This window comes from Nitratireductor sp. ZSWI3, assembly GCF_024655565.1.
In the GTDB taxonomy this organism is placed as follows: domain Bacteria; phylum Pseudomonadota; class Alphaproteobacteria; order Rhizobiales; family Rhizobiaceae; genus Nitratireductor.
In genome coordinates this window covers 1-24,807 of sequence record NZ_JANKOF010000050.1, presented here as the reverse complement: position 1 = coordinate 24,807, position 24,807 = coordinate 1, and the positions used below count along the sequence as shown (strand labels likewise).

Genomic DNA, 24,807 nt, shown 5'->3' with positions numbered 1-24,807 from the left:
GATGTCTAGGTTCAACCGTTTCACGTTGACCGGCCTTGTCATGCTGGCCCTGCTCATCATCGCCCCGGTCGTCATAGCGCAGACCGACTGGTCCGGCGGACTGCCGCTCCTGACCCGCATCGTCATCTATGCGCTGGCCGTGGTGAGCCTCGACCTGATCATTGGCTATGGCGCGCTGGTGAGCTTCGGCCACGCCATGTTCTTCAGCCTTGGCGGCTATGTGGTGGCGGTCCTCCTCCACCACACGAATATGGGCGACACCATCTTCGGCTGGGAAGGCACAAATTCGGCGCTCCTCCTGTGGCCGCTGGCGCTTCTCGCCTGCGCCCTGCTCGGGCTGGTGGTCGGCTATCTGGCGCTCAAAACGCGCGGCGTGCAGTTCATTATGATCACACTCGCCTTCGCGCAGATGGTCTACTTCGTTCTCGTCTCGCTTCAGTATTACGGCGGTGACGACGGGTTGATGATGGACATGCGCAACACCATGCCTAGCATCCAGCTCGACGACCCGTGGGCGTTCTATTACCTGGCGCTGACCCTTCTGGTGGTGTGGGTGCTCTTCTGCCGCCTCATTGTCAACTCGCGTTTCGGCCTGGTTTTTCAGGCGCTCAGGCAGAGCGAGCGGCGCGCCGTCAATCTCGGCGTCAACCCGCTTCCCTTCCGGCTGACCGCCTTCGTTATTTCGGCCGTTGGCACCGGGCTCGCCGGCATATTGTGGGCCAATTATGCCGAGTTCGTCACCCCCGACATGGCCACCTGGGCCAAGTCCGGGGAATTCTTGGCGATCGTCACGCTGGGCGGACTGGGTACGCTGCTCGGTCCCATCGCCGGTGCCGCTGTGTTCATTGGTCTGGAGCAGATCCTGACCATCTGGACGGAGCACTGGATGATCGTCATGGGCCCTATGCTGGTGCTGATCGCACTGTTCGGCCAGCAAGGCATGCTTGGTCGCTACCTTAAGGGAGGGCGCCATGACTGAAGCCGGCGTGAGCGCAGCCGACGTCAGCGTTCTATCGCTTGACCAACTGCACAAGGCGTTCGGTGCGCTGAAGGTGACCGACGACGTGACGCTGGAAGTCCGCAGCGGTGAAATCCATGCGCTGATTGGGCCGAACGGGGCGGGCAAATCCACGCTGATCGCGCAGATTTGTGGTGAGATGCGGTCGGACGCCGGCCGTGTCAGCTTCAAGGGGCGCGACGTCACCGATCTCAGCGCCTTCAAGCGTGCACGGCTCGGGCTCGGGCGTTCGTTCCAGACGACGCAGCTTTGCTTTGAATTCAGTGTGCTCGAGCATGTGATCTTGTCGCTGGACTGCATGGAAGGCGGATCGTTCAACCTGGTCGCCAATCCCCGCAACGACGCCGCGTTGCGCGAGGAGGCAATGCATTGGATCGGCAAGGTCGGCCTGACCGGGCGTGAAAGCCGTCAGGTCGCCAATCTCGCCCATGGCGAAAGGCGGCAGCTGGAACTCGCTGTGTCGCTGGCGCGCAAGCCGCATGTTCTGGTGCTGGACGAGCCCATGGCGGGCATGGGCGCGGAGGAGTCCGCCCGCATGGTGGACCTGCTCGGGGAGCTGAAGGGGGAGTATCCCATGCTTCTGGTCGAGCACGACATGGATGCCGTGTTCACGCTCGCTGACCGGATCAGCGTCCTGGTTTACGGCCGCGTGATTTTCACCGGCACTGTGGACGAAGTGCGTCGGAATCCGGAAGTGCGCAGCGCCTATCTGGGAGACGAAGCATGTTGAAGGTGACGGCTCTCGAAGCAGGATATGGCGTCAGCCAAGTGCTGTTCGGCATGGAGTTCGACGTGCCGCGCGGCTCGGTCACATCGCTCATCGGCCGCAACGGCATGGGCAAGACCACCACCATCCACACCATCCTCGGTATGGTGCGTGCCAGAGGCGGCGATGTCCGCCTCGAAGGCGAAAGCATCACCGCCCTGCAGCCCAATGCCATCGCCCGGCGCGGCATCGGGCTTGTGCCGGAGGGGCGCCGCGTCTTCCCCTCGCTCACGGTGGAGGAGAACCTGGTCGCGACATCCCGGCTAGGCGGTGCGGACGGCTGGACCCTGCAGCGGATCTACGATCTGTTTCCACGCCTGTGCGAACGGCGCGGCCAGTTCGCCGCCACGCTTTCGGGCGGTGAGCAGCAGATGCTGGCCGTTGGTCGGGCGCTTTTGACCAACCCCGCGCTGCTGATCCTCGATGAGGCGACGGAAGGGCTCGCCCCGGTGATCCGCTCCGACATCTGGGCGACCCTGCGCCAGTTGAAGGAACTCGGCCAGTCGATCCTCGTGGTCGACAAGAACCTTAAGGAAATGGCCTCGCTCGTCGACCGGCATCACATCGTCGAAAAGGGCAGGGTGGTTTGGCAGGGCTCGCCGAACGAGCTCTCCGCCAATGAAGACCTCGCGCATCGCTACCTGGGGGTATGAGTATGGATGTCCCATCGCCACTCCATCGGGGCATGGACCGGGCCACACTGGAGCACGAATACAATGCGCGTGAAAGCGTTGCCTCTTTCGATGCGGAATATGCCCGCTATGTGGCCGAAAGCGAGCGCGTCAAACAGAGTCTCGCAGCCGCGCGTGACATCGTCTACGACGTGCGGAGTGGCGAGAGGCTCGATCTTTACAGGGCCGGCGGTAGCAGCCCGGTCTTTCTGTGGATCCACGGCGGTTACTGGCGCGGCGGTTCCAAGGAGGACAACGCCTTTGCCGCCGGCGGCCTGACCGCGCACGGGATCTCGGTCGCGGTGATGAACTACACTCTCGCGCCCGAAGCCGGCATAGACGAAATGGTGCGGCAGGTGCGCAGCGCCGTTGCTTGGCTGAAGCGGAACGGGGCGAAACATGGTCTCGATGCGCACCGGATACATGTTGGCGGCTCGTCCGCTGGCGGTCATCTCGCGGGCATGCTGCTTGCCGGCGGCTGGCTCGAAACGTTCGGCCTGCCGGAGGATACGCTTGGCACTGTTCTGGCCCTGAGCGGGCTACATGAGTTGGAGCCTCTGCAGCACACGCAGGTGAACAGCTGGATGCATTTCGATGCGGCGTCGATTGCCGAGAACTCGCCTATCCGGCTGATCCCCGAAAGAACCGGGGCACGGCTGATCGCCTCCGTTGGCGGGCGGGAAACCGGGGAGTTCATCCGCCAGACGCTGGACTACGCAGCGGCCTGGCAAAGGGCCGGACATGCGACCCAGGTGATCGACATGCCGTCGCACAATCATTTCGACATCGCGCTCAGTCTTTGCGAGCCCGATGGCGCTCTGGTCGAGGCCTTATGCGCCTCGATTGCCCGAGATGCCGAAGGAGAGACGTTCTGAAACCCTTCAAGGCAGCCTTCGCGCAGGCGCCATCCAATCCTGCCGATGTCACGGCTTCGGCGCAGAATTTTGGCGCTACCAGAATGTTCGCCATCATCTGCTGCGCTCAGTCGATCTCGTCACGCCGGAGGCAGGTGTCGGCGGTATCCGGACGCTCAGAAAATCTGATCGTGGCGGTCCAGGCTTTGCCTCGTCACCTTTCCATCCCACCGATCTTTTAAGCGAGGAGTGGCTTATGCTCGACCTGCCGAAATTCAAAGCCGCCGCGGTTCAGGCCGCACCGGTCTTCTTGGATACCAACGCCACCGTTGACAAGGTCTGTGACCTGATCGGTGAGGCAGCCGGCAATGGGGCCGGGCTCGTGGCCTTTCCCGAGGTCTTCGTCGCCGGCTATCCATACTGGAGCTGGGTGATGAACCCGGTAGAGGGCAGCCCCTGGTTCGAGAAGCTGGCGCGTTCGGCTATCGAGATTCCGGGGCCAGAAATTACCAAAATCGCGCAGGCGGCCGCGCGTCACAAGGTCAACGTCGTGATCGGCGTCAACGAGCGCAGTCCCTACGGTATCGGCACAATCTACAACACACTGGTGACGATCGCTGATGACGGGCGCATCCTCGGGCGGCACCGCAAGCTGGTGCCGACCTGGGCCGAAAAGCTCACATGGGCGCCCGGCGATGCTTCGGCTCTTAGAGTGCACGAAACGAGCATTGGCCGACTCGGCGCACTCGCCTGTGGAGAAAATACAAATACACTGGCGCGTTTCGCACTGCTTGCGCAGGGAGAACTGGTCCATGTCGCGAGCTACATCGCACTGCCGGTCGCACCGCCGGACTACGACATGGCGGACGCGATCAAAGTACGCGCCGCAGCCCACAGTTTCGAGGGCAAGGTCTTCACGATCGTCTCGTGTTCGACCATTTCGCAAGAAATTATCGAAGCAGTAAGCGCGTCACATCCTCAGGCGCGCGAGTCGCTGTCACGTAGCAACAGCGCTTTTTCTGGCATCCTCGGACCGGACGGTCGGGTCATCGGAGAGCCACTGATAGACGACGAGGGAATTATCTATGCCGACATCGACCTGTCACGCTGCATCCAGCCACGACAAATGCACGACATCACCGGCCACTACAACCGCTTCGACGTCTTCGATCTGCGCGTGAACCGCAGAGCTCATCAGCCCGCGCACTTTGACGACGCGGACGTGGACGGCAGTTCAGCCATTCCGGATACCGCCGCCGAAACCGTTCAGGAGTCCGAGCAATGAGCGAGTCTCGCACCTACCGCATCGGCCAGATCGTTCCTTCTTCGAATACGACCATGGAGACGGAGATCCCGGCGGTGCTTCGCGCCCGTGAAGCGATCGAACCGGAACGCTTCACCTTCCATTCCAGCCGCATGCGCATGAAGAAGGTAACAAAGGACGAGCTTGCGTCGATGGATGCCGACAGCGACCGTTGCGCGCTGGAGCTTTCCGACGCGCGGGTTGATGTTCTGGGCTACGCCTGCCTGGTTGCGATCATGAGCATGGGCCCGGGTTATCACCGCGTGTCCGAGGAACGGCTGCACGGGAGGACGGTGGAGAATGGTGCTCCTGCACCCGTCGTTACGAGCGCTGGCGCCCTAGTCGATGCTCTGAACGTGCTTGGAGCGAAGAAAATCTCCATTCTCGCGCCATACATGAAGCCGCTGACGCAACTGGTGATCAACTATATCGAGAACGAAGGGATCGAGGTGGTCGACAGCATCTCTCTCGAGATATCTGACAATCTCGAAGTGGGCTGCCAGGATCCGCTTGCGCCGGCCGAGATCACCAAGCGGCTCAAGACCGCCGGCACGGATGCAATCATCGCGTCCGCCTGCGTCCAGATGCCGTCGCTCGCTTCTATCCAGATCATCGAGGACCGTACCGGATTGCCAGTGATCTCCTCGTCGGTAGCGACAACATACATGATGTTGAAGCGGCTCGGTTTGAGCACTGTCGTGCCCGGCTATGGCTCTTTATTTTCTGGGATGTACTAAGTGGCCCGAACCGGATGGCACCCCTCGCCCCCAATTCGTCCAAACACCAAAAGGTGTAGAGAGGTTTTGTCCGGCGCATGGGCATAACGTCCTGCGTTTCGCCGGCGTCTTCCAGGTCGCCCACTATGGCCTCGTCGCTGACCTCTTCGACGCCTTGTCCGAGCCCGAAAAGGCCCTTTGATGCGACAGGAGGTGCTGAAGAGGAAACTGGGTCTCGAAAGAATGGATCAGAAGTCATAATCATAGGCATGTGCCTAAGCACAATCGCCTACACTGCCCGTCCGGGGGTATTTCTCGCCATCGCGGGCGACACGGAACCCGATGTGCCCCGCCGTGGTCGCGGCGGGCGCCATCAACCGCGATGAGGTGCGGTAGCGGCTGCAATAACTGTGGTGGCACAAATGCGAGCCACCGCGGATGGGGCGCAGGTCCGTCCGGTCGCTCTTGCGGTCAGCGCTGGGACGCAGACACCACTCCCAAACATTGCCGGTCATCTGGTAGAGGCCATACGCATTGGGCGCATGGGTCCGAACTGCCGTCGTTCCGAGGTAGCCTTGTGGATTATTCGGCTGCGGAAAAGCACCCGCGAAGCTGGTGCAACGGGGCTCTCCGTCCGGCATGAAATCATCGCCCCACGGATACCGACGTCCCTCGAGGCCGCCGCGGGCGGCGAATTCCCACTCCTCCTCGGTCGGAAGACGCGTGCCGGACCATCGGCAATAGGCCATGGCGTCGTGCCAGCCCACATGTGTGACCGGGTGATCCTCCGGCACCGCCCGCTCCGAACCTGGCCCGTGCGGGCACCGCCAGGACGCTCCCCGGAGCTCCCGCCACCAAGGTGTATGTGGCACTGCCGGGTGATCGTCGGGCGCGGACAAGCAGGCATGGAAGACAAAGGACGAGCCAAACCGCTCGGCGGCGGTAACATAACTGGTCGCCTCGACGAAGGCGCAGAATTCGGCACGGGTCACGGCCGCTGGGGCGATGCTAAACGGGCTGACGCGGGCCGGGCGCACCGGGGCCTCGCCGTCAGCGGCGACGATTTCCGGGCCCTCGTAGCCCATGGCGAAGGTGCCGCCCGGGAGGCTTATGAGCGATGGGGCCGACACCCGCGTTGCGGGCCGTGCGGCAATCGGGTGCGCTCCATCAGACTTCGGTTCCGGCGTGCAGCAGCCCATGGCGCTCAAATCTTGCCGAAAAGGACATCGAGGTGTTCCATCAGCTCGCGCGCTTCCCGGCAGACGATCGCACCTGCTTTGCCGAGCTGTGCGCCGACATCGACCGGGAGCGAGCTGTTGGAGCCTTCTGGAATCTGATTGAGCCTCCCGCCTATCAGCACCGGAATGTCGAGACCAAGCGCCTGTAGCTCTCGGCACAATGTCTCGTAATATTTTAGGGCGATGCCGTTGTATGTGCTGATGGCGATGATATCGGGGCGCAACTCCGCAGCCAGGGCGGCGAGCCGCTCCGGCTCCGTCGAAACGCCACCGTCAAGCGGCACCGCGTCGATGTCGACCGCGATGCGATCAATAAGCATCTTCCCGTGTTCATGCACGTCCGAGGTGGCCACCAGAATGCGTGGCCTGGCTTTGCGGATGCGTTCCAGCTGTTCGGCCGGTATTTCCTTCAGAGCCTCGGCGCTCATCTCCGACAACTCCTTGAGCAGCGAAGCGGGGAACAGCGGTGCCCGCCCGCCCGCTACGCGCTCATCCGCCGGTCCTGCCCCGTAATCGCGCTCGATGGCCCGGGCTCCGAGACGGCGCAGCGAAAGCAGCATCTGGAAAACGCAATCGGTGTTCACGCCACGCTCAGTCAATCCGCCGATCAAATTGGCTTGGAAACGACGTGCGCCCGCCAAAAGCTCGCTCGCCATTCGCTCGACGGCAGCTTTGTCCACCAGCGGCGGGAAACCTTCGGCATGGCGGATCAATGACGCGGCGAACAACTGAGCGTCGATCACTTCATCGATCTCGGGGATGCGCTGGTTCTCGGTCACCGGCACGGCGTTAATCGCATGGCCGGTCGGGCTGGTCATCTGGCCGAGCGCGTCGGTCAGCAGATAGGATGCCAGTCCACTGTAGTTCTCCGCGGGCGTTCCCCGATAGGAGGTGGTGTTTCCGTAGATCACCGTGCCTGGTGCGGCTCCCGCCATTGCCATGGCGCGCTGGAACGACAGGCGTGCAAAGGGGTCCGAGAAATGGTGGCCATAGCAATGGCCTATCGGCGCACCGACGAGCCTCCCGATGATGTCACGTTCGATCAGAATCATACCGAGACAGGATGCCAGATCGGTGAACTGAGCAGCATAACCGTCATCAATGTTGGAATGAACCATCACCGGCACGGGTTGCGCCGCGATCAGGCCGAGCGCGCGCACGGTCTGCTGCGTGGCCTCGATGTCGTCGTCGTGCCCGGGGATGCGGAAGGTGAAATATTGGCCGAGGTTGCCGACTGCGGTGCATCCGGCAGCCAGCGCCGCCTTGGTGTTTTCGAAGGCTGCACCGAAACCGAGGACGAAATCTCCGAAATGCGGGGCGACAGGCGCGGCGTTTGCCAACCGGACAAAATCCTCAGGCCCTTCGAGAATCATCCCGGTACCCCGCGTGGCGTCGCTGCGCTTCTCGCGCAGCACGCCCATCGACCAGTCAAGGCACAGACCGTAGCGGTCGACCGTCACTCTCCTTTTGTCGCAGATCTCCCAGATCTCGGCATAGGCTCGGCAGCTTTTATCGAGATCTCGGTATCCGATCTGGGCGTGCTGCATCACTTTCCGTTCCGCCATCCGGCCGAGCTTGAAATCGTGTTCGCAGTCCGCTCCTACATGAGACAGGAATGCCGAAGGGCCGACGTACCAAGCCTTAGCGGCCGCGGCGCCTTCAGCCAGGAGTTCTGCCCCGCTGGGCAGGTCGCAAAGAGGGAGGAGAGGGTCGGTGCGGTTCATGCGCTCGTCAGGATCTGAGGCATGTCCGAGTGCAGCTGCGGTGGCCAGTGATGGCCGCGTTGGCTCGAGAGGTCGCGGTTGCGCCTGGGGCCGGCTTGCTTGTTCGGCAAGCCGGTCAATTCCCCATTGGTCAGCCACTCGAGATCCGAACTGTAGAATTCGGCGATCAGAAGATCGGTCAGGCGGGCGAGGCTTTCGGCATGTTCCGGCGCGGTGGCGAGATCGCAGGATTCCTGGGGGTCGTTTTCCAGGTCGAAGAGCTGCCGCACATTGCCAACGGGGTAGTAGACCAGCTTGAACCGTTGGTCTCGAACCATTCGGGTCGCGCCGTCGTCGGTTCCGAATTCGCCATAGACCGTACGGCGTGGGGTGTCGTCGAAAAACGACTGTCCGTCGGCCGTGTCGGGCACCGGCAATCCGGCGAGTGAGAGCAATGTCGGCATGACGTCGGCCAGGGTCACCAGGCGGTCGCTCTCCACTCCTGTGCCGAGCGTCGTATCGCAGGGACGAGCGACGAGAATCATCGGAATTGAGGTCGAGCCTCGGTAGAAGAGGCTCTTGGCCCAAAGCCCGTGGTCGCCCAGCATGTCGCCGTGATCGGAGGTGAAGAGGATGATCGTGTTGTCGAGCAGCCTCTCCTCGCGCAGTGTTCCGATCACAAGCCGGAACTGGTGATCGATATGCGTGCACAGTGCATAGAACGCCCTGCGGATCGCAGCGATCTGCAGCGCAGAATATTTTTCGCCCCGCTTGCGCTTGGAGGCAACCGCATATGGCAGGTCCTGCACCTGAGCCCAGTTGTCCGTCAACGGCATATCGATCTCGATATCGCGATACATGTCGAGATAAGCCTGCAGGGGCACGAGCGGCGGGTGCGGATGGCGATAGGAGAGATACCAAAAGGCCGGCCGCTTCGGATCGCGCCGCTTGATCTGGCGGATCATCTGCTGGGTCGCCCAATTGGTGACATGCAGTTCCTCGGGCAGATGCCACGGGCGGTGGACATATCCGTCCGTGCTCATCCCGTGGTCGAACTGCTGGCCGGGATAGCCCTTGTCACCCAGCCATATCTCATAATCATCCATTACCCCGTACTGCGCTCTGCCTTCCTCTTCCAATTGCACATCATCGAATCCGATGCGGTCGCGTTGGGGAAAGACATGCAGTTTGCCGATACCTTGCGTCTGGTATCCTGCGGCGGAAAAGGATGATGCCAGGGTGTCCGCGGGCATGGCGAGCTGGTCATCATACACCCTGTCGCCATGGCGTCGGGGCGATGCCCCGGTCATAAGCGTCCGCCGCGCCGGCACGCAGATCGGGCATTCGCTGTGCGCGTTGATGAACCGGATTCCAATGCGACACAACTCATCGAGTGTCGGCGTCTGGATCGCCGGATGACCCGCGGCTCCAAGCAGATGCCCCGGCCACTGATCGACGGTGACGAGGAGAATGTTCGGACGGTCCGTGCCGCTCATGAATGTTCGCCTCGCTTGAATTGTTCCCGCTCGCGCAGGAAGGCTTCTGTCTTTGCGAATCCGCGCACCATGTGATCGCGGATTTCCTCGATCATCAGATCGATGTCCTCGCCCTGGGCGAATTCGACATATTTGGTGTGGCCCGTGGGCAGCGGCCCACGCCGGCCGTGCGCACGGTGATGGGCCGCCCAGTAGAGCTGGAGCTTGCCGCGCAACCCGTTCCAAACGCCAAGCAGCAGGGAGTGACCGCTGGCCTCGTAGACATGGCTGTGCAACGCAAGTTCGTCCACGATGCTGGATTCGTCGTCACCGCTGGCGATACTGGCAAGCAAGCGGTCGTGACGGGCATTCAACTCGTCGTAGTAAGCCTGGTCGCGCTTGTCCCAGATCTGCCGGAACGCGAAGATCTCCAGTTCGGTACGCAACGAAAAAATCTCGTTGACCTCATTCAGCGACAGATCAACGACATGGGTGCCGGTATATGGAACGGTGACGAGCAGCCCTTCCTTGATCAGGTCCCCCAATGCTTCACGCAGCGGACCGCGGCTGACACCGAAGGTGCGGGCCATTTCCGCTTCCACGATCTGCGAGCCCGGCGCCAGTTTTCCGCTGATGATCGATGTGCGCAATACCTCGACGATCTGTTCCCGAAACGTGCGCCGCGGGATCTGCCCGAAGCCTGTTTTTGGTTCTGCCAATGTCATGGTTCCTCCATGCCCGAAACCCGCTCCCTGGCTCATATATTGGCAGAATTCCACATCCGGTTGATAATTTATTGTTGATTAAATGTTGTCGATGATCGATTGTCAACCATCGGCGATAACGGCTTTGCTCCGTCCCAATCGCTGTCAAGAACGAGACAAAAAAGTAGCCAAGAGGGGAGTCTCATGTTCACGAGACGCAAGATGATTCAGGCGGCCGCCGCCGCTGTTTTCAGCCTTTCCGCCATGTCATCCGCCATTGCGCAGACGGCGCTGGAAACCGTGACGCAGCGCGGCGCGCTGCGGGTTGGCATGGCCGCTGCCGATCCATGGTTCTATAAGGATCCCATTTCGGAAGAATGGGCTGGCGTGGGTGTCCAGATGGGACAGGCCATGGCGGCGGAACTGGGCGTGGAATTTGTGCCGGTCGAAACCACATGGGCGAATTCCGTCGCTGCAATCCAGGCCGGTCAGATCGATCTGATGTTCGTGCTGGATCCGACGGACGAGCGCAAGAAGGCAATCGACTTCCCCGATCACCCGCTATTCTATTATGCCATGGGCGCGCTGATCCAAGACGACATGAAGATTTCCGACTGGCAGGATCTGAATGTCGAGGGCACCACCGTCGGTGTTACGCTGGGCACGACGGTGGACCGGCTGCTGACCGAGACGCTGCCGAACGCCAAGATCGAGCGATTTGCGTCCAATGATGAAGCCATCGCTGCCTTCGCCTCGCGGCGGGTCGATGCGGTGTCGCAGTTCCATCCGGCTCTCATCGTGCAGGTGTCGCGCATCGGGACCGGCAGCGTGGTGCTGCCCAAGCCAATCCATGCGGTGCCTACCTCCGTCGGCTTGCCCAAGGCCGCCGATTCCTCGTTCAAGGATTGGGTCGACGACTTCATCACCAAATCCTACGAAAGCGGGAAAACCACCGAGATTTTCGAGACCTATATCGCAACCAAAGGGATCGATCCCGCCAAGGTGCCCGGCCTGGTGAAAGAGGAGTGGAAATAGACCGCTCTCCGAGGGGCATGGCCTGACAGAAACGGTTTCTCCGGCCGCATCCGCGCGGCGCGGAGAAACCGGCAGCAGGAGGCGGAATGCAGCAATATGAATGGGATTTCGGAGCGGTTCTGGCCTATTGGCCAATGCTGCTGCATGGTCTTTGGGGCACCGTCGCGATCTCGGCGTTGGCGATCCTTTTCGGCATCGTCGGTGGTGGACTGGTGGCGGCGATGCGGATGTCGCGTCACGTGGCGCTGCGCACCATCGGCACGGCATATATCGAGTTCTACCGCAACACTCCCGGCATCGTGCATTTCTTCTGGGTCTATTATGCGTTGCCGGTGATCACCAATGTGAAGCTCGGGCCGCTGGAAGCAGCGGTTGTAGCCCTTGCCACGCAATCCAGCGCCTTCTACGCCGAGGTCTTGCGTGGCGGCATTCAATCGATCGTCCGGGGGCAATGGGAAGGTGCTACGGCTCTTGGAATGTCGCGCGCCGATGCGTTGCGGAGGATCATCGTGCCACAAGCGGCTCGCCGCATGGTGGCACCTTTCGTCGAGCGTTCCTTCGAGATCGTGAAGACCTCATCGCTGGCATCGACCCTTGCCTATGGGGAGCTTCTCTACCAAGGGATGCAGATCGCGTCGATCACCTATCGTCCGCTGGAGACCTATAGCTTGCTGGCGCTGATCTACTTCGCCCTGCTCTATGTGCTCTCCTCACTTGCCAAGATTCTGGAAGACCGGCTGCAGGAGGCGTGAACATGGGATATCAGTTCGATTTCTCCATGGTCGTGAAGATCCTGCCCGTGTTGTGGCGAGGCGTGCTTGTGACGCTTGAGCTCTGGGTCATCTGCCTCGCGGTTGGTCTCGTCCTCGGCTTTTTCGTCTCGCTGGCGCGTATTTCGCCGTTCGCGCCGGTTCGCCTCGCCGGCCGCAGCTTCGTCGAATTGTTTCGAAACATTCCCGCGCTCATCCAGCTCATCTGGTTCTTCTACGCGTTTCCGATCCTCATTGGCGCGCAGCTCACCCCCTTTGTTGCGGCCGCCCTGGGCATCAGCCTGAACACGGCCGCCTTCTCAGCCGAAATCTACCGCTCGGGAATCCAATCGATCGAGCGGGGGCAGTGGGAGGGGGCCATGGCCATCGGAATGAGCAGGGCCGATACGTTTCGCCGTGTAATCCTGCCCCAGGTTTTTCGTCGAATGCTGCCTGCCTTCACGAATCGGGCGGTGGAGGTGGCCAAGGTGACTTCACTGGCCTCCGTGCTCAGCGTGCATGAGCTCATGTACCAAGGGCGCGTCCTGTCCTCGACCTATTACCGTCCGCTCGAGATCCTCACCACAGTCGGTGTCGTCTATCTGGTGATGATTTACCCGATGACCTGGACGTCCTCCGCCCTCGAGCGGCGGATGCGCCGCAAGGCGTGAGGTTCAAGATGACCGACCAGACAGGAGGCGCACCGATGAGCGAGATTGCCCCATCCACGACGGACGCTCCCATCTTGCGCAGTGAGAATCTGCGCAAGTCTTTCGGTCCCATCGAGGTGCTGAAAGGTATCGACCTCGATGTGAAGCGGGGGGACCGCATTGCCATCATCGGTGGATCGGGTTCTGGCAAGAGCACGTTGCTGCGCTGTCTCAATTTCATGGAGCTGCCCACCGGCGGCAAGGTGTTTCTCGAGGGTGAACGCATTGGCACCGTGCGCACTGCGCGGGATGGGTCTCAGTCCGTGACATATTCCGAGCGCGAACTGATGTCGGTGCGCAGGCGCGTCGGCATGGTGTTCCAGCAGTTCAACCTGTTTCCTCATATGAGCTCCATCGAGAACGTGATGGAGGGGCTGGTCACGGTCATGCGTCGTCCGAAATCCGAGGCTCGGGCACGCGCCGCGCATGAGCTGGAGCGCGTCGGCTTGAGCGACAAGCTCGACGTCTATCCAGGGCGTCTGTCGGGCGGGCAGCAACAACGCGTTGCCATCGCCCGGGCGCTGGCGATGGACCCCGAGGTTCTGCTTTTTGACGAGCCGACCTCCTCGCTCGATCCCGAACTGGTCGGCGAAGTGCTGCGTACGATCCTGACCCTGGCTGAGGACGGGCGCACAATGCTGCTGGTGACCCATGAACTCGGTTTCGCGTACCGGTTTGCGACCCACGTCATCTATCTCTACGACGGAGTGGTGCACGAGACCGGCACTGGCGAGCAAATCTTTCGCAATCCGCAAAAGGAGAAGACGCGTGCCTTCATCGCGCGATCTTCGGAATTCTCACTTTAACAAGATGTTCGGCCCGAGGGTGCTCAATGATACCTGCTTCCAGTGCTCAGTCCTTTGACGGTGATCCTCGCAATGACAATGCTCTCGTCTATGTGAATGGCGCGTTCGTTCACCGAGACAAGGCAACCGTTTCGGTTTTCGATGCTGGCTTCGTGTTGGGGGATGGCGTCTGGGAGGGATTGCGCCTGGTCAACGGCAAGCTGCTTTCCGTTGATCAGCACATGGATCGTCTGTTCGAAGGAGCGCGGGCAATCTCCATGGACATCGGGATGACCCGTGCCGAAGTGGTGCAAGCGGTGATGGACACCTGTGCCACAAACGGCTTTACGGACAACACCCACATCCGCCTGATGATCACGCGCGGCCGCAAGACGACACCAAACCAGGATCCACGCTTCATGGCATCCGGTGCGACGGTGGTGATCGTGGCGGAGTTGAAGAAACCGCGCGCCGAGTTCGCGGAGAAGGGCTTGTCACTCTTCACTTCGACCTTCCGCTGCTCCACGCCCGATGTCTTCGATCTGCGATGGAATTCGCATAGCCGGCTGAACCTGATCCAGGCGCTGATCCAGGCGATCGCGGCCGGCGCGGACGAAGCGCTGATGCTGGACCAACGCGGCATGGTAGCGAGCTGCAATTCCACCAACTTCTTCATCGTCCGCAAGGGGGAGCTCTGGACGTCGCCGGGTCTATATTCCTTCAACGGCATCACGCGCGGCCATGTCTTTGACCTTTGGAACGAGAGGATCGGCGTGGGACACATGAAGGACTTCACCCTGACCCAAGCTTATTCGGCGGACGAGGCGTTCGTCACAGGAACGTTGGGCGGCATCACACCGGTCTCCAGGATCGACGGCCGTGCTATCGGTGATGGCAAGCCTGGAGCAATGACAATGCGCATCGCCAAGATCTACTGGGACTGGGTTCGGGATATTTGTATCTGATCCCTCGGCTCGGTTCCGCCGGTTGATCAATCTGGAGGCGGCGAAAAGCCCGGTCGGCATCAATTCGACGGCGAAGCCGCGCCCCCGCATCAGATCGCCGATCGCCGGCGCGGCGCCATAGCACCAGCCGCAAAGCGGATCGAAGAGATAGGAGGCGCGGATTTTCCCCAAATCAGTATCCGACAGTGAATCTCTGGCGGATGTGGCGGGGCTTCTCGTTCTCGTCCGCCGTGGCGGTGGCATAGTCCTCGAAGGAAATGCTGCAGGAACAGGTCGCGCGCCGCGCACGCCTCAGGTCAGCTGTGCCTTGAACGCCTCCAGCAACTGGTGCTTCAGGATCTTGCCGGTGGAGGCGGCCGGGAGCTGGGTGGTCAGGATGATGTGCGAAGGGCGCTTGTAGCTGGTCAGCCGCGCCGCGACGAAGGCCTTCATCTCCTCCAGATCGATCGCGCTGGGGTCGACACACTGGACGAAGGCGAGCACTTCCTCGTTGCCGCCCTCCACGCGGCGGCCGATGACGGCGCATTGCACCACCATCGGGTGATCGTTGAAGGCGGCCTCCACCTCCGGCGGATAGACGTTGAAGCCGGAGCGGATGATCAGCTCCTTGGCGCGGCCGACGATGTGCAGATTGCCGTCTTCGTCGATCCGGCCGAGATCGCCGGTCCTCAGAAACCCGTCGGCACCGATCGCCCGCGCCGTCTCCTGCGGGTTGCGGAAATAGCCGGCCATCACATGGGGCCCCCGGGTGAGAACCTCGCCGACGCCGGGCTCGCTGCCGAGGCTGGTGTCGAGGCGCACCTCGACCCCGGGCAGGGGCTTGCCGACGCTGGTGTCCGGCGAGCCGATGGGATTCCTCGTGCTGCTGACGCCGGCCGTCGTTTCGGTCATGCCGTAGCCGTTCTGCAGGGCGAGGCCATAGAACGCCTCCGCCTTGCGCTTCCAGGCCGGATCGAGCGGAGCGGCGCCCGAGGAGACGTAGCGCAGCTCCGACCCCGTCAGCTTGTCCTCGCCGAGGCTCGCCACATGCTGCATCAGCAGGGCATGCATCTGCGGCACGGCCGGCAGCATGGTTACGTCCTCCCTGAGCGCCGCCAGCAGCCTGTCGGCGCGGAAGCGCGGCGCGAGCCGTATTGCGGCTCCCGCCGTCGCTCCGGCCATCAGCATGGAAGCGAGGCCGAAGACATGGGTCATCGGCAGCGCACCGTAGATGACGTCTCCCGGCCGCATGCCCCTGAGCGTTGCCGAGGCTTGCCCGGCAAAGGTCAGGTTGCCCTGGGTCAGCTCCACGCCTTTCGGATCGCCGGTGGTCCCGGTCGTATAGAGCAGCACGACGACATCCGCGGCGGGGGGAATGTCCACGGCCGGCGGGGCATCGCCCTTGATCGAAACATGGCCGAATCCGCCCGCGACGGGCGTTGCTCCTGCCGCGGCCGCATGGGCCTTCGCCTCGGCGGAGACATCCGTGGTCCACACCGTCAGCCGAGGCAGGGCATGGCCGGCGATCCGCGCCAGCTCGGGCGCGCTCATGCGCGCGTTGACGGGCACGGCAATGGCGCCGGCAAGGCTCGCCCCGAAGACGAAGGCGGCAGCCGCGACGCTGTTTTCAGCGACGATCATCACCCGGTCGCCGGGTGCGATATGCGCTCCGGAAAGCACCGCGGCGGCCTCGCGCACCGCACCGGCATAGTCAAGCCACGAGAACCGGCACCCGTCGTGATCGATCAGCGCCAGATCGGCGCCGAATCTTTCCGCTGCCGAAAACACCAGGTCGTGGATCAGCGTGTTCGTCATGCCCGGACTGCTCCCCTGAGAAAACCCGTTGCTCTTGTTCATATGCCCGGCTCCTGTCTCTCGGGGCCGGGCAGGCGGTCCGCCGGTACCCGCTTGAAGACGCCCTGAGCCGTGGCGAGCACGGCGCCCTGGTCGTCGGTCACCAGCCCTTCGATGAAGAGAAGCGACCTGCCGCCGCCGGTGATCCGGCCGCTGGCGGTGATGCGGGTTCCGGCCCGCGCCGGAGCGAGGAACTGGGTGGTGAGCGAAATCGTCAGAAACGGCCGCCGCCCGGTGGGGTCGACGCTCAGGCTCGCGGTCGCGCCCATGCAATTGTCGAGAAGGACCGTGAAGAGGCCGCCGTGCAGAACGCCGTGCCGGTTGGTATGCCGCTCGTCGATGTCGAGCCAGCACCGGGCCGAGCCGCTGTCGCCGCCGACGTCGAGCACATAGCCGATGAGGCGCTGGGCGCCGGTCTCGCCGACGATCAGTCCGGCTCTCTTCGCCGCGTCGTCGTTCATGCCACGGCCAGCGAAATGAAGCGTTCCAGATGATACAGGCCGTCGCCGAAACGATGGTCGGTCATCGTCAGGCGCTTGGCGAGATGACCGAGCTCGTATTCCATGGTCATGCCGATACCGCCATGCATCTGGATGCTTTCCTCGACCACGAGGGCACAGACGCGGGAGATCAGGTTCTTGGTCGCCGCCACATGAACATCGCGCTCTGTCTCGGGGCCGTCGAGATGGCCGGCGAGATTGATCAGCGCAGAGCGGGCCTGCTCGATCTCCGTCAGCATGTCGGCCATGCGGTGCTGCAACGCCTGAAACTTGCCGATCGGCTGGCCGAACTGCTTGCGTGTTTTCAGATAATCCGTCGTCAGCACGCGGATCCGGTCCATCAGGCCGACCGCCTCGGCGCAGATCGCCGTGGTGGCGCGGGCATGGGCGTGGACGAGGGCGGGATAGGCAGCGCCTTCCGCGCCGATCAGCGCGTCGGCCGCCACCGCGACGTTCCTCAAGTCGAGCTCGGCGCCGCGCCCGCCGCCGGAGAGCGGATAGTCGCGCAGCGCCAGACCGGACGCGGCGGGGTCGACCAGGAAGAGGCAGATGCCGTCGGCGTCGTTCGCGCCGCCGGCCATGCGGGCGCTGACGAGGAGGAGATCGGCCGCCGGGGCGTTGACCACCACCGACTTGCGGCCGTTGAGTACATAGGTGTCGCCGGAGCGTTCGGCGCGGGTCGTCACGCGCGAGAGATCGTAGCGGCTTGCCGGCTCCGCGTGGGCGAGCGCAAGCTGCAGCTCGCCGCCGATCACCTGTTCGACAAGGCCCTGGCGGGCATCGCCGCCGAGCTCCATGAGCAGCCCGCCGGCCAGAACGCCGGTGTCGAGCAGCGGCTCGATGGCGCCGGCGCGGCCCATTTCCTCGAAAACGGCGGCGATGTCGAAACCGCTGCCGCCGTAGCCGCCCCGGGCTTCCGGGAAGAGGGCGCCGATCACGCCCAGCTCGGCAAGGCCGGCCCAGGTCTCGCGGTCGAATCCGGCCGTGCTGCTCTCCGCCGCCTCACGGCGCGCGGGGGTGACGGAGTTGGACAGGAAGCGGCGCAGCGCGTCCTGCATCATGCGGCGTTCTTCGGTCGGTTCGAAATTCATGAGAGTCCCAGGATTGTCTTGCTGATGATCGAGCGCTGGATCTCGCTGGATCCGCCGAAGATCGAGAGCTTGCGGTTGTTGAAATAGGCGGCCGTCGCCGGCATCGCATAATCCGGCCCGACCGGCTCGCCGTTCCAGCCCTCCTCGAGCGCTTCGGAGACGAAGGGCATGGCATAGGGACCGACGGCGATGCGCGTCAGCGCGTTGATCTCCTGGCGGATCTGCGTGCCCTTGATCTTCAGCATCGAGCTTTCCGCTCCCGGCGCCTGACCGCTGGCGGTCCCCGACAGGACGCGCAGATTGGTTGTCGCCATGGCCATCAGGTCGATGGAGACGCGGGCGATGCGCGCTGCGAAATGCGGGTTCTCGATCAGCGGTCGGCCGTTGTGCAGCTCGGAGCGCGCGACGCGCTTGAGCTGTTCCAAACCCGCCTGGGCGAAGCCGACGCCGGCGATGTTGGTGCGCTCGTGGGTCAGAAGATACTTGGCGTAAGTCCAGCCCTTGTTCTCCTCGCCGACGAGATTTTCCACCGGCACACGCACATTGTCGAAAAAGACCTCGTTCACCTCCGGCTCGCCGTCGATGAGCACGATCGGGCGCACGGTGACGCCCGGGCTCTTCATGTCGACCAGCAGGAAGGAAATCCCCTCCTGCGGCTTCGGCGTGCTGGAGGTCCGCACCAGGCAGAAGATCATGTTGGCGTGCTGGCCGAGGGTCGTCCAGGTCTTCTGGCCGTTGACGACGTAATGGTCGCCGTCCCTGACGGCAGAGGTCTTTATCGAGGCGAGATCGGAGCCGGCACCCGGTTCGGAATAGCCCTGGCACCACCAGTCGGCGCCGGTGAGAATGCGCGGCAGGTACTGGTCCTTCTGCTCCTTCGAGCCGAATTGCTGCAGCACCGGGCCGAGCATGGCGATGCCGAAGGGCACGATGCGCGGCGCGTGCGCCTTCGTCATCTCCTCCTCGAAGATGTGCCGCTCCACCGCGCTCCAGCCGGCGCCGCCATAGGCCGTCGGCCAGTTGCCGGCGAGCCAGCCGCGCTCGTTCAGAATGGCGTGCCATTCCTCGTGGTCGGCCTTGGTCAGGGTGCGGCCCAGCCGAACCTTCTCCGCCAGCCGTCGCGGCAGCCGGGCCTCCAGAAAGGAGCGGACTTCACTGCGGAATTCCTCTTCCGCCGGCGTGAAGTTCAGATCCATCACGTTTCTCCTCAGAATATCTCGAACAGGCCGGCCGCGCCCTGGCCGCCGCCGATGCACATGGTGACGATGCCGAGCTTCGCGCGCCGCCGACGGCCCTCGATCAGGAGGTGGCCGGTCATGCGCGCGCCGGTCATGCCGAAGGGATGGCCAAGGGAAATCGAGCCGCCATTGACATTGCACTTGGCCGGATCGATGCCGAGCCGGTCGCGGCAATAGAGCGCCTGGCTGGCGAAGGCCTCGTTCAGTTCCCAAAGGTCGATGTCGTCCACCGAAAGCCCCTGGCGTTGCAGCAGGCGCGGCACGGCCAGAACCGGCCCGATGCCCATCTCATCCGGCTCGCAGCCGGCGACCGCATAGGCCCGGAAGGCGCCGAGCGGTTCGAGACCGCGCTTCTCGGCCTCCCGCTCGCTCATCAGAACGAGGGCGGCGGCACCGTCGCTGAGCTGCGACGCGTTGCCGGCCGTTATGAATTCGCCGTCGCCGCGCACGGGCTTGAGGCCCCGCAGCCCCTCGAGCGTGGTCGAGGGACGGTTGCATTCGTCCTTGCTGAAAAGGGTCTCGACCTTCGAAACCGCACCGGTCTCCTTGTCGGTGACGGCCATGGTGACGCGGACCGGTTCGATCTCGTCGTCGAAGAGACCGTTCTCCTGGGCTCTTGCCGTGCGCTGCTGGCTTTCCAGGGAGAGCTCGTCCTGCGCCTCGCGGCTGACGCCATAGCGGCGCGCGACGATGTCGGCTGTCTCTATCATGCTCATATAGAGTTCGGGCTTGTGCGCCTCGATCCAGTCGTTCCTGGCGGAGCGCACCGGCGGCTGGACGAGTGAGATGCTCTCCACGCCGCCGGCGATGACTGCATCGGCGCCTTCATGGGCCACCAGATGGCCGCCCATGGCGATCGCCTGCAGGCCGGAGGCGCAGAAGCGGTTCACCGTCGTGCCGGCGATGCCGACGGGCAGTCCGGCGCGGATGACGGCCTGGCGGGCGATGTTGCCGCCGGTGACATATTCGGGATAGCCGCAGCCGAAGATGCAGTCCTCGATCCGCTCCGGCTCGATCCCGGCGCGGGCGATGGCATGCCTGACCACATGGCCTGCCATGTCGGCGCCGTGCGTGAGGTTCAGCGCGCCGCGTTGGGCCTTGCCGATCGGGGTTCGGGCGACCGAAACAATCACGGCCCGGTTCACGCGGCATCCTTTTCGTTGAAGCTCTCGTCGGCGCTGATCCGTTCGGCGGGGGCCTGTTGTGACCTCACGTTCGCCGGCGGATTGCCGACGGCGGCATCGCCATTGCGGGCGTGGCGCAGAATCCCGGTCATTCTCGTCCCCTTGTTTCTTCCAACACTCTGCCACATGGCTGGTAATTTCAATATGCGAAAGTGAATTCCATCATGCGGAAATATTGCGACCCTTACAGCTCGCCGCCCGCGCGTCCCGGACTTTGCCCCATGATCCGCTCCAGCTCCCGCACGGTGCTCCTGAGTTTTGGCCCGACCTCATTGATCATGCGCTCCATGGTGAGGTCCTGTGGCGTCGCGCCGCAGGTGAAGACGACGGGCTCGCTGAGGTCGCGGGCGTGGAACGGGACGGCGACCGCCTGCACGGTGCGGGCGAAGTAAATGGCGGGATCGGCGATGACGAAGCCGCGCGACATCAGCTGACCGTTCGCCTCGCGGCGGATCTCCGTCGCCCGCTGCCGCGTGATCGTCTCCTCGCCCGTCTCGGCGAGCAGCCGGTCGAACCCCTCCTCGGACAGGCTGGCGAGTAGCGCGTGCCCGGAGGAGGTGTTGGCGACCGGCAGCCGGTGACCGACCTCCAGCCAGATCGAGGCCACCGTGCGCGGCCGCCAGGTCTTGACCAGCATGATCTTGTCCTGATCCCGCACCGCCAGCAGCGTCAGCGTGCCGGTCTCGTCGGCGAGGCGCTGCATCAGCCCCTCGGAAAGATCGACGAAGGAAATCGCGCCGCTGGCGATGTTGCCGAGCGCCAGCAGCGCCGGGCCCGGCCGATAGCGGTCATGCCGGCGGGTATGGCTGAGATAGCCGAGCGCCTGCAGGGTGAAGGTCAGCCGCGAAACCGTCGACTTCGGCAAACCGGTTCGCTCCGCAATCTCCGCGTTTCCAAGTCCGTTGTCGGAAACGCGGAAGGCGCGCAGCACACTGAGCCCCCTTGCCAAGGTGGTGGCGAAGCGCCGGTCGGTTTCGAAGTCACTCATCCAGTTGCCCCCGTTCACGCGAATCCCCGTAAATTAGCGCATTGTCGTTGGAATGAGGGTGGAAATCACCGGAAAGGCGATGAGCAGCAGCAGCACGACGAAATCCAGCATCAGGAAGCGCAGCACGCCGCTGAAGATCTTGTCGATTGCCACCTCCTTGCCGACCACATTGCCGATGACGAAGACGTTCAGCCCGACCGGTGGCGTGATCAGGCCGATCTCCAGGAGCTTGATCACCACGACGCCGAACCAGATCAGGTCGAAGCCGTAACCCTCCACCAGCGGGATCATCAGCGGCAGGGTCAGCACCATGATGCCGATCGGATCGAGGAACATGCCGAGCAGCAGATAGACCGCCGCGATGGCCGCCAGCAGCAGCACCGGCGACAGGTTCGCAGCAGTAATGGTTTCTCCGATGGACGCCGCCACACCGGTCAACGCCACGAAGGCGACGAAGATCTTCGCCGCCGCCGCGATGATGAAGATGCTCGCCGACTGCAGCGCCGTTTCGCGCAGGCTGTCGATCAGGCCACGGACGCTCAGCTTCTTCTGGGCAAAGCCGATGATCGTGGCGGCGCTGACGCAGACGGCGGCCGCCTCCGTTGCCGTGAAGATGCCGCCATAGATGCCGCCGATGATGATGGCAAAGAGCGCGATCGCCGGCCAGGCCTTGAGTGCCGCCCGCCGCCGGTCCCCCCTGGCGATCTTGCCGGCATAGGGGGGCGCCGCGGCGGGATCGCGCCGCACCCAGAGGAAGATCACGGCCAGGAAGCCGGCGAGCGTCAGCAGCCCCGGCAGGATGCCGGCAAGGAACAGCTTGCTGATCGAGGTTTCGGTGAAGATGCCGTAGATGATGAAAAGCACCGACGGGGGAATGAGCGAACCGAGCGTGCCGCCTGCCGCCACCGAGGCGGTCGCCAGACGCTTGTCGTAGCCCATGCGCAGCATTTCCGGCGAGCAGATCCGGCCCATGGTCGAGGCGCAGGCGATCGACGAGCCGGTGATCGCGGAAAAGCCGCCACAGCCGAGCACCGAGGCCATGGCGACGCCGCCCGGCACCCTCACCAGCCACACCCGCGCTGCATCGTAGATCCGCGTGGTGATCTCCGAGCGATAGGCGATATGGCCGAGCGCGACGAAGAGCGGGATCATCGACAGGTCGTAGGAATGGATCAGGTCGAAGAAATTCGAGAAGACGAGGGAGGTGGTCGGATTGATCGCCCGGTCCGGGTTGAAGCTGCCGGTCCGGAAGGCGAACATTACGAAACTGCCGGCGGTGGCGACCGAGGCCAGCGCGAAGGCGATCGGCACGCGCAGGGCGAGCAGGCCGAGGACGGCGGCAAAGGCGCTGAGGCCGACGACGGTGCCATCCATCAGCGCTCTCCCTGCCTTCCGGAGGAATGCACGAGATCGGCGAGGTTTTCTCCGCGGCTCAGCCGGACCGTGTCATTGATGACGAGCAGCAGCAGGCGCAGCCAGCAGAAGGACAGTCCCGTCAGGAAGATCACGCGGCCGGGCCATTTCGGCAGCGAGAGCTGGCCGAAGAAGAAGGCGCCGTTCGTCAGCGTGTGCGCCGCCTCGCGCCAGCCGGCGTAGAGCAGCGGCGCCAGCGCCAGCAGCCCGACGACGCTGCCGAAGACGATCAGCACCCCCTGCGCGCGCGGCGACAGCATGTTGGCGACGAACTCCACGCCGATGTGGCTTCTGGCCGCCGTCGCCGTGGCGAGCGGCAGGACGATCGCTGCCACCATGAGCTCGCCCACCATCACGACCGTGTCCGGAACGCCGGAATTGAAGCCGGCTCGCAGCACCACGCTCGCGGTGATCAGCAGGCAGAGCCCGGCTATCGCGCAGATGGACAGGTCCAGCAGCAGTCGCTCGATACGTCGTAACATCGCGGAACTCTCGGCAAACAAGTGTCGATCGCGGAAGGAAAGCGTCCCGGCCGGCGTGTTGCCGGGACGAAGGCGCCATCAGGCGCCTCGGACGGGATCGGCTACGCGCTCAGTTGCGCTGCCAGGGATATCCCTTTTCCGCCTTCTCCTTCTCGTATTTCGCGAGAAGGTCCTTGTACTGGCTGAGCAGCGCCTCGCCGTCGAGGCCGGCTGCTGTGGCCCGTTCCACCCACTCGGCGACATATTTCTCGCCGGCGGCAACCAGCTTGTCGCGCTCGCCGGCGGGCAGGGAAATGACCTCCACGCCCGCATCCTTCATCTTGCCGATGGCGGCTTCGTTGTCGGTGTTGATCAGCTCGCCGAGCTTGTCCGCCATGGCAACGCCCGCTTCCGCCAGAGCGGTCTTGGTGGCCTCGTCCTGCGCGTCAAAGCTGTCCTTGTTCATGAAGAGGCCGAGACCGCCGACCTGTCCCCAGTTGAGCAGGGTGTAGCTGGTCATGACCTCCTGCTGCTTGAGCGCCGCGACGGCATAGGAATAACCCTGCGAACAATCGATGAGGCCGGTGTCGAGGCCCTGATAGGCGTCGTAGATCGACATGTTGACCATGTTGGCGCCCAGATCGGCGAAGGTGTCACCATAGGCCCCGACACCGCGGACCTTCAGGCCGGAAATATCCCCGACCGATTTGATCGCCTTGCCCTTGCAGCCGATGTTGACCTGCGAGGTGGTGAAGGTGCCGATATAGACGAGATTCTTCGAGCCGAGATCCGCCTGGATGGCGGGCGCGGTGCGCATCAGTTCATCCGTCGCCCGCATGCCGACCCAGGCATCCTCGTTGAGGAGAGGCAGGTCGGCGATGTTGTAGGAAAGCATCTCCTGCGGGAAATAGACGGCGATGATCGTGCCGATATCGGCAACGCCGTCGGCGACGCCCTGGACCGCGCCGCTCGCCTTGAAGAGCGCGCCGCCCCACTGGACGTCGATCTTCACCTCGCCATTGGAGCGTTTCGAGACCTCCTCGACGAAATGTTCCAGCGACTTGGCGCGCGCGCCACGGTTCGGCCCGGCCTCGCCGAGGATCAAGGTCGTTTCGGCCATGGCCATGCCGGCCGAAAGGCACAGTGCGAGTGCTGCGGTTGCTGTAAGAAGCTTGCTCATAGGGCCTCCCTCCCTGAAATTCCATTATGCGGAATTATATGCTGCAGAATGGAATTCTAAAGGGGCTTGGCCGCGCTGGCAATCCCCGCGACCAAGTTTTCCTGCAGAAGGCTTCCCAACCAGAGGCCGCCAACGGTTGGGCGTGGCATTCTACATGTCGTTCAGAGTTGATGGGGCGCCCCTTCTCCCCGCGTGCGGGGAGAAGGGGGGCCTTGACCTTTGCGCAC

Annotated in this window: 25 protein-coding genes and 2 pseudogenes; 11 read left to right on the top strand and 16 right to left on the bottom strand. The window is 63.4% G+C overall.

Annotated elements, in window-relative coordinates:
- Nucleotide 1 precedes the first annotated feature (1 nt).
- The 6 genes from NUU27_RS15440 to NUU27_RS15415 are packed head-to-tail and all read left to right on the top strand — an operon-like array spanning nt 2 to nt 5,349.
- Nucleotides 2-979 carry a branched-chain amino acid ABC transporter permease gene (locus tag NUU27_RS15440; protein ID WP_257763017.1) on the top strand — a complete coding sequence of 326 codons (978 nt, stop codon included), beginning with the start codon at nt 2-4 and terminating at the stop codon, nt 977-979.
- Complete coding sequence (locus NUU27_RS15435; RefSeq protein ID WP_257763016.1) at nt 972-1,748, top strand: ABC transporter ATP-binding protein; 777 nt, start codon at nt 972-974, stop codon at nt 1,746-1,748. The genes NUU27_RS15440 and NUU27_RS15435 overlap by 8 nt, the downstream gene beginning before the upstream one ends.
- Nucleotides 1,742-2,437: an ABC transporter ATP-binding protein gene (locus NUU27_RS15430; protein WP_257763015.1), complete on the top strand. Its 696-nt coding sequence runs from the start codon at nt 1,742-1,744 to the stop codon at nt 2,435-2,437. The genes NUU27_RS15435 and NUU27_RS15430 overlap by 7 nt, the downstream gene beginning before the upstream one ends.
- Nucleotides 2,438-2,469: 32 nt before the next feature.
- The gene (locus NUU27_RS15425) at nt 2,470-3,330 is read left to right on the top strand and encodes an alpha/beta hydrolase (RefSeq protein ID WP_257763014.1); all 861 of its coding nucleotides are present in this window, start codon (nt 2,470-2,472) and stop codon (nt 3,328-3,330) included.
- Nucleotides 3,308-4,594 carry a carbon-nitrogen hydrolase family protein gene (locus NUU27_RS15420; protein ID WP_257763013.1) on the top strand — a complete coding sequence of 429 codons (1,287 nt, stop codon included), beginning with the start codon at nt 3,308-3,310 and terminating at the stop codon, nt 4,592-4,594. Before NUU27_RS15425 ends, NUU27_RS15420 begins: the two co-directional genes overlap by 23 nt.
- Entirely contained in the window at nt 4,591-5,349 is a 759-nt protein-coding gene (locus tag NUU27_RS15415) for an Asp/Glu racemase (protein WP_308219973.1), read from the top strand. Before NUU27_RS15420 ends, NUU27_RS15415 begins: the two co-directional genes overlap by 4 nt.
- Nucleotides 5,350-5,603: 254 nt before the next feature.
- On the opposite strand, the gene NUU27_RS15410 is transcribed toward NUU27_RS15415, so the two are convergent.
- The 4 genes from NUU27_RS15410 to NUU27_RS15395 are packed head-to-tail and all read right to left on the bottom strand — an operon-like array spanning nt 5,604 to nt 10,469.
- The gene (locus tag NUU27_RS15410) at nt 5,604-6,527 is read right to left on the bottom strand and encodes a formylglycine-generating enzyme family protein (protein ID WP_374567072.1); all 924 of its coding nucleotides are present in this window, start codon (nt 6,525-6,527) and stop codon (nt 5,604-5,606) included.
- Nucleotides 6,528-6,532: 5 nt separating this feature from the next.
- The gene (locus NUU27_RS15405) at nt 6,533-8,290 is read right to left on the bottom strand and encodes a hypothetical protein (protein ID WP_257763012.1); all 1,758 of its coding nucleotides are present in this window, start codon (nt 8,288-8,290) and stop codon (nt 6,533-6,535) included.
- Nucleotides 8,287-9,765: a sulfatase-like hydrolase/transferase gene (locus NUU27_RS15400; protein WP_257763011.1), complete on the bottom strand. Its 1,479-nt coding sequence runs from the start codon at nt 9,763-9,765 to the stop codon at nt 8,287-8,289. The genes NUU27_RS15405 and NUU27_RS15400 overlap by 4 nt, the downstream gene beginning before the upstream one ends.
- Nucleotides 9,762-10,469 carry a GntR family transcriptional regulator gene (locus NUU27_RS15395; protein WP_257763010.1) on the bottom strand — a complete coding sequence of 236 codons (708 nt, stop codon included), beginning with the start codon at nt 10,467-10,469 and terminating at the stop codon, nt 9,762-9,764. Before NUU27_RS15395 ends, NUU27_RS15400 begins: the two co-directional genes overlap by 4 nt.
- Before the next feature lie 183 nt (nt 10,470-10,652).
- Between NUU27_RS15395 and NUU27_RS15390 the strand changes: the two genes are divergently transcribed.
- The 5 genes from NUU27_RS15390 to NUU27_RS15370 all read left to right on the top strand — a co-directional run bounded on the left by NUU27_RS15390 (nt 10,653) and on the right by NUU27_RS15370 (nt 14,692).
- Nucleotides 10,653-11,483: a transporter substrate-binding domain-containing protein gene (locus tag NUU27_RS15390; RefSeq protein WP_257763009.1), complete on the top strand. Its 831-nt coding sequence runs from the start codon at nt 10,653-10,655 to the stop codon at nt 11,481-11,483.
- Nucleotides 11,484-11,569: 86 nt separating this feature from the next.
- On the top strand, nt 11,570-12,235 hold the full coding sequence (locus tag NUU27_RS15385) for an amino acid ABC transporter permease (protein WP_257763008.1): 666 nt from the start codon (nt 11,570-11,572) through the stop codon (nt 12,233-12,235).
- Nucleotides 12,236-12,237: 2 nt separating this feature from the next.
- Entirely contained in the window at nt 12,238-12,903 is a 666-nt protein-coding gene (locus NUU27_RS15380) for an amino acid ABC transporter permease (protein ID WP_257763007.1), read from the top strand.
- Nucleotides 12,904-12,938: 35 nt separating this feature from the next.
- Nucleotides 12,939-13,748 carry an amino acid ABC transporter ATP-binding protein gene (locus NUU27_RS15375; protein ID WP_308219972.1) on the top strand — a complete coding sequence of 270 codons (810 nt, stop codon included), beginning with the start codon at nt 12,939-12,941 and terminating at the stop codon, nt 13,746-13,748.
- A 26-nt stretch (nt 13,749-13,774) separates the two neighbouring features.
- Nucleotides 13,775-14,692: an aminotransferase class IV gene (locus NUU27_RS15370; RefSeq protein WP_257763006.1), complete on the top strand. Its 918-nt coding sequence runs from the start codon at nt 13,775-13,777 to the stop codon at nt 14,690-14,692.
- Between the two features lie 39 nt (nt 14,693-14,731).
- On the opposite strand, the pseudogene NUU27_RS25580 reads toward NUU27_RS15370, so the two are convergent.
- From NUU27_RS25580 to NUU27_RS15315, 12 genes and pseudogenes are all read right to left on the bottom strand, one after another.
- Nucleotides 14,732-14,854: pseudogene (locus tag NUU27_RS25580) on the bottom strand (DsbA family protein); the annotation flags it as partial.
- A gap of 10 nt (nt 14,855-14,864) precedes the next feature.
- Nucleotides 14,865-14,954 (bottom strand): annotated as a pseudogene (locus NUU27_RS15365) (NAD(P)-dependent oxidoreductase); the annotation flags it as partial.
- Between the two features lie 29 nt (nt 14,955-14,983).
- Nucleotides 14,984-16,486 carry a class I adenylate-forming enzyme family protein gene (locus NUU27_RS15360; RefSeq protein ID WP_257763005.1) on the bottom strand — a complete coding sequence of 501 codons (1,503 nt, stop codon included), beginning with the start codon at nt 16,484-16,486 and terminating at the stop codon, nt 14,984-14,986.
- Nucleotides 16,487-16,524: 38 nt separating this feature from the next.
- A complete protein-coding gene (locus NUU27_RS15355; RefSeq protein WP_257763004.1) occupies nt 16,525-16,986 on the bottom strand; it encodes a PaaI family thioesterase in 462 nt (153 codons plus the stop codon).
- The gene (locus NUU27_RS15350; protein WP_257763003.1) at nt 16,983-18,116 is read right to left on the bottom strand and encodes an acyl-CoA dehydrogenase family protein; all 1,134 of its coding nucleotides are present in this window, start codon (nt 18,114-18,116) and stop codon (nt 16,983-16,985) included. The genes NUU27_RS15355 and NUU27_RS15350 overlap by 4 nt, the downstream gene beginning before the upstream one ends.
- Nucleotides 18,113-19,312, bottom strand: coding sequence for an acyl-CoA dehydrogenase family protein (locus tag NUU27_RS15345; RefSeq protein ID WP_257763002.1), 1,200 nt, complete (start codon nt 19,310-19,312; stop codon nt 18,113-18,115). The genes NUU27_RS15350 and NUU27_RS15345 overlap by 4 nt, the downstream gene beginning before the upstream one ends.
- A gap of 11 nt (nt 19,313-19,323) precedes the next feature.
- Nucleotides 19,324-20,499, bottom strand: a complete 1,176-nt coding sequence (locus tag NUU27_RS15340) for an acetyl-CoA C-acyltransferase (RefSeq protein WP_257763000.1) — start codon at nt 20,497-20,499, stop codon at nt 19,324-19,326.
- A complete protein-coding gene (locus tag NUU27_RS15335; protein ID WP_257762999.1) occupies nt 20,496-20,630 on the bottom strand; it encodes a hypothetical protein in 135 nt (44 codons plus the stop codon). Before NUU27_RS15335 ends, NUU27_RS15340 begins: the two co-directional genes overlap by 4 nt.
- Nucleotides 20,631-20,722: 92 nt before the next feature.
- Nucleotides 20,723-21,526 carry an IclR family transcriptional regulator gene (locus NUU27_RS15330; protein WP_257762998.1) on the bottom strand — a complete coding sequence of 268 codons (804 nt, stop codon included), beginning with the start codon at nt 21,524-21,526 and terminating at the stop codon, nt 20,723-20,725.
- A gap of 33 nt (nt 21,527-21,559) precedes the next feature.
- Complete coding sequence (locus NUU27_RS15325) at nt 21,560-22,900, bottom strand: TRAP transporter large permease (RefSeq protein WP_257762997.1); 1,341 nt, start codon at nt 22,898-22,900, stop codon at nt 21,560-21,562.
- Nucleotides 22,900-23,421, bottom strand: a complete 522-nt coding sequence (locus tag NUU27_RS15320) for a TRAP transporter small permease (RefSeq protein WP_257762996.1) — start codon at nt 23,419-23,421, stop codon at nt 22,900-22,902. The genes NUU27_RS15325 and NUU27_RS15320 overlap by 1 nt, the downstream gene beginning before the upstream one ends.
- A 109-nt stretch (nt 23,422-23,530) precedes the next feature.
- Nucleotides 23,531-24,580, bottom strand: a complete 1,050-nt coding sequence (locus NUU27_RS15315) for a C4-dicarboxylate TRAP transporter substrate-binding protein (RefSeq protein ID WP_257762995.1) — start codon at nt 24,578-24,580, stop codon at nt 23,531-23,533.
- Nucleotides 24,581-24,807 lie beyond the last annotated feature (227 nt).

Bases quoted from the DNA above. Each gene is read 5' to 3' on its own strand.
- NUU27_RS15360 (WP_257763005.1), bottom strand. From the start codon at position 16,486: ATGACGAACACGCTGATCCACGACCTGGTGTTTTCGGCAGCGGAAAGA.
- NUU27_RS15335 (WP_257762999.1), bottom strand. From the start codon at position 20,630: ATGACCGGGATTCTGCGCCACGCCCGCAATGGCGATGCCGCCGTCGGC.
- NUU27_RS15370 (WP_257763006.1), top strand. From the start codon at position 13,775: ATGATACCTGCTTCCAGTGCTCAGTCCTTTGACGGTGATCCTCGCAAT.
- NUU27_RS15400 (WP_257763011.1), bottom strand. From the start codon at position 9,765: ATGAGCGGCACGGACCGTCCGAACATTCTCCTCGTCACCGTCGATCAG.
- NUU27_RS15390 (WP_257763009.1), top strand. From the start codon at position 10,653: ATGTTCACGAGACGCAAGATGATTCAGGCGGCCGCCGCCGCTGTTTTC.
- NUU27_RS15345 (WP_257763002.1), bottom strand. From the start codon at position 19,312: ATGGATCTGAACTTCACGCCGGCGGAAGAGGAATTCCGCAGTGAAGTC.
- NUU27_RS15425 (WP_257763014.1), top strand. From the start codon at position 2,470: ATGGACCGGGCCACACTGGAGCACGAATACAATGCGCGTGAAAGCGTT.
- NUU27_RS15430 (WP_257763015.1), top strand. From the start codon at position 1,742: ATGTTGAAGGTGACGGCTCTCGAAGCAGGATATGGCGTCAGCCAAGTG.
- NUU27_RS15325 (WP_257762997.1), bottom strand. From the start codon at position 22,900: ATGGATGGCACCGTCGTCGGCCTCAGCGCCTTTGCCGCCGTCCTCGGC.
- NUU27_RS15435 (WP_257763016.1), top strand. From the start codon at position 972: ATGACTGAAGCCGGCGTGAGCGCAGCCGACGTCAGCGTTCTATCGCTT.
- NUU27_RS15320 (WP_257762996.1), bottom strand. From the start codon at position 23,421: ATGTTACGACGTATCGAGCGACTGCTGCTGGACCTGTCCATCTGCGCG.
- NUU27_RS15395 (WP_257763010.1), bottom strand. From the start codon at position 10,469: ATGACATTGGCAGAACCAAAAACAGGCTTCGGGCAGATCCCGCGGCGC.
- NUU27_RS15410 (WP_374567072.1), bottom strand. From the start codon at position 6,527: ATGGGCTGCTGCACGCCGGAACCGAAGTCTGATGGAGCGCACCCGATT.
- NUU27_RS15315 (WP_257762995.1), bottom strand. From the start codon at position 24,580: ATGAGCAAGCTTCTTACAGCAACCGCAGCACTCGCACTGTGCCTTTCG.
- NUU27_RS15355 (WP_257763004.1), bottom strand. From the start codon at position 16,986: ATGAACGACGACGCGGCGAAGAGAGCCGGACTGATCGTCGGCGAGACC.
- NUU27_RS15420 (WP_257763013.1), top strand. From the start codon at position 3,308: ATGCCGAAGGAGAGACGTTCTGAAACCCTTCAAGGCAGCCTTCGCGCA.
- NUU27_RS15385 (WP_257763008.1), top strand. From the start codon at position 11,570: ATGCAGCAATATGAATGGGATTTCGGAGCGGTTCTGGCCTATTGGCCA.
- NUU27_RS15375 (WP_308219972.1), top strand. From the start codon at position 12,939: ATGAGCGAGATTGCCCCATCCACGACGGACGCTCCCATCTTGCGCAGT.
- NUU27_RS15440 (WP_257763017.1), top strand. From the start codon at position 2: ATGTCTAGGTTCAACCGTTTCACGTTGACCGGCCTTGTCATGCTGGCC.
- NUU27_RS15330 (WP_257762998.1), bottom strand. From the start codon at position 21,526: ATGAGTGACTTCGAAACCGACCGGCGCTTCGCCACCACCTTGGCAAGG.
- NUU27_RS15350 (WP_257763003.1), bottom strand. From the start codon at position 18,116: ATGAATTTCGAACCGACCGAAGAACGCCGCATGATGCAGGACGCGCTG.
- NUU27_RS15415 (WP_308219973.1), top strand. From the start codon at position 4,591: ATGAGCGAGTCTCGCACCTACCGCATCGGCCAGATCGTTCCTTCTTCG.
- NUU27_RS15405 (WP_257763012.1), bottom strand. From the start codon at position 8,290: ATGAACCGCACCGACCCTCTCCTCCCTCTTTGCGACCTGCCCAGCGGG.
- NUU27_RS15380 (WP_257763007.1), top strand. From the start codon at position 12,238: ATGGGATATCAGTTCGATTTCTCCATGGTCGTGAAGATCCTGCCCGTG.